The 2,500-nt window shown below is 69.2% G+C and carries 3 protein-coding genes; all 3 read left to right on the top strand.

What is annotated here, in order from left to right:
* The first annotated feature begins 100 nt into the window (after positions 1-100).
* The 3 genes from tnpA (at position 101) to tnpC (ending at position 2,487) form a co-directional block, all read left to right on the top strand.
* A complete protein-coding gene (tnpA, locus tag KL771_RS28195) occupies positions 101-538 on the top strand; it encodes an IS66-like element accessory protein TnpA (RefSeq protein ID WP_261971829.1) in 438 nt (145 codons plus the stop codon).
* The gene (gene tnpB / locus KL771_RS28190; protein ID WP_261971828.1) at positions 535-891 is read left to right on the top strand and encodes an IS66 family insertion sequence element accessory protein TnpB; all 357 of its coding nucleotides are present in this window, start codon (positions 535-537) and stop codon (positions 889-891) included. Before tnpA ends, tnpB begins: the two co-directional genes overlap by 4 nt.
* A gap of 120 nt (positions 892-1,011) precedes the next feature.
* Positions 1,012-2,487 carry an IS66 family transposase gene (tnpC, locus tag KL771_RS28185; protein WP_261971830.1) on the top strand — a complete coding sequence of 492 codons (1,476 nt, stop codon included), beginning with the start codon at positions 1,012-1,014 and terminating at the stop codon, positions 2,485-2,487.
* The last annotated feature ends 13 nt before the right edge of the window (positions 2,488-2,500 follow it).

The following is a 2,500-nucleotide window of genomic DNA, read 5'->3' as shown; positions in this document are numbered from 1 at the left end:
GTAAGCGTCGTCCTGGCCCCACCTACCATTTTGCTGGTTGATCGTCGGAAGTTCGGAGCCTGGAGGGCTCCGACACATGTCGATTTCAGAGCATAAGCACGTGTCCAAGGGAGACGGTGGTCCCGTCCGCCGGTTCGAGGTCTTCACCGGCGCGGGGCGCCGCCGGACATGGACGGCGGAGGAGAAGGCCGCGATCGTGGCGGAGAGCTACGCTGGGGCCGACACGGTCTGCGGCGTTGCACGGCGGTATGGATTGACGCCGCAGCAGCTGTTCACCTGGCGGCGGACGATGCGGACTGGGCTTCTCAGGGACGGCGAGGCTACAACGGCTCCGTCCTTCGTGCCGGCGATGGTCGAACCGGTGGCTGAGCCGGCGAGTGCCGATCCGGCTCCTGCCCGGCGGCTACAAGCGAGGCGGAGCGCGAGCGGCGCCGGAACCATCGAGGTGGAGATCGACGGCGTCACGGTGCGGGTCGGGCGCGGCGCGGATGCGCGGACGGTCACGGCGGTGCTGCGCGCCCTGAAGGCCTCGCCGTGATTGGGCCGACCGGGTCGGTCCGGGTGATGGTGGCGACGCGGCCGGTGGACTTCCGCAAAGGTGCCGAAGGGTTGGCCGCGCTGGTGCGGGAGGCCATGGGCGCCGATCCGTTCTCAGGGACGGTCTATGTCTTCCGTGCGAAGCGGGCCGACCGCGTGAAGCTGATCTGGTGGGACGGCACCGGCATGGTGCTCTACGCGAAGAGCCTGGAGACGGGCCGGTTCCAGTGGCCGTCGATCCGCGACGGCGTCATGCGACTGAGCGCCGGCGAACTGGCCGCCCTCCTGGAGGGTCTCGACTGGAAGCGCGTGCACCAAGCTCGTCCCGAGCGGCAGCCGACGGCGCCAGCTTGAACGCCGAGATGGACTCCGGTGCAGCCAAATTGCTGGCAAGCCACTGGCGGATATGCTTGAATCCGTCTCGTGACAGAGGCGCCCGACACCCTCACCGCTGACCCGATTGCGCTCCGCGCCATGCTCCTCGCCGAGCGGGCGGAGAACGAGAGGCTGCGTCAGATCATCAAGGAACTGCAGCGGCATCGCTTCGGCCGGCGAGCCGAAAGCCTGCCGGAAGACCAGATGCTCCTGGCCCTCGAGGAGGTCGAACAGGTCGTCTCCGCGGATGAGGCCGCGGCCGACATCGCCGATGCCGAGGCGCGCGAGAAGCGGACGGCGCGGCGGCGGGCGAACCGCGGCGCGCTGCCGCCCCATCTGCCGCGGATCGAGCAGGTGATCGATATCGATAACAAGACCTGCCCGTGCTGCCGCGGCGGGCTGCATCCGATCGGGGAAGACCGTACCGAGCGGCTGGACCTCGTGCCGGCGCAGTTCCGGGTTCTCGTCGTACGTCGACCCAAGTATGCCTGTCGGTCCTGCGAGGAGGTCGTGGTCCAAGCGCCGGCCCCTGCTCGGCTGGTTGAGGGCGGCATCCCCACCGAGGCGACCGTGGCGCAGGTCCTGGTCTCCAAATACGCCGATCACCTGCCGCTCTATCGCCAGGCCCAGATCTACGCCCGCCAGGGCATCGCCCTCGACCGGGCGACGCTCGCCGACTGGGTCGGCAAGGGCGCCTTCCTGCTGCGGCCGGTCCACGAGCGCATGCTGGATATCATCAAGGCGTCGCCCCGCCTGTTCGCCGACGAGACCACCGCGCCGGTCCTCGATCCCGGCCGCGGCCAGACAAAGACCGGGCAGATCTGGGCCTATGCCCGCGACGACCGGCCCTGGGGCGGCGCCGATCCGCCGGCCGTCGTCTATCGCTACGCTCCCGATCGAAAGGGCGAGCGCCCCCTCGCGCACCTCGCCGGCTTCAATGGCATCCTCCAGGTCGACGGCTATGGCGGCTACGCCAAGCTCGGGCGGTCCAACACGGTCGTGCTGGCCTTCTGTTGGGCCCATGTGCGCCGCCGCTTCTACGAACTCGCCGCCGCCGGCCCCGCGCCAATCGCCTCCGAGGCGCTCGCTCGCATCACGGACCTCTACCGCATCGAGACCGAGATCCGCGGTCTCGACCCACAGACACGCCGCGAAGTCCGCCAAGCCCGCAGCCGGCCGATCCTCGCGGCCCTGGAGCCATGGCTTCGCGCCAAGCTCGACCTGATCAGCCACAAGACCAAGCTCGCCGAGGCGATCCGCTACGCGCTCTCCCGTTGGGATGGCCTCTGCCGCTTCGCCGAAGACGGCCGCATCGAGATCGACAACAACATCGTCGAGCGGTCCATTCGGCCTCTGGCCCTGACCCGCAAGAACGCTCTCTTCGCCGGATCCGACGGCGGCGCCGAACACTGGGCCGTCGTCGCCACCCTGATCGAGACCTGCAAGCTCGGCGGCATCGATCCGCTCGCCTACCTCACCGACGCCATCACCCGCATCGTCAACGGCCACCCCAACAACCGCCTCGACGAGCTGATGCCCTGGGTGTACCGACCCTCGGCCGTCAAGGTGGGGTGAGGACGACGCTTAC

Source organism: Prosthecodimorpha staleyi (assembly GCF_018729455.1).
GTDB classification, from domain to species: Bacteria; Pseudomonadota; Alphaproteobacteria; order Rhizobiales; family Ancalomicrobiaceae; genus Prosthecodimorpha; species Prosthecodimorpha staleyi.
Note: the sequence above shows the minus strand (reverse complement) of the source record. Positions and strands in the feature narration are given on the sequence as shown.

Bases quoted from the DNA above. Each gene is read 5' to 3' on its own strand.
- tnpC (WP_261971830.1), top strand. From the start codon at position 1,012: ATGCTCCTCGCCGAGCGGGCGGAGAACGAGAGGCTGCGTCAGATCATC.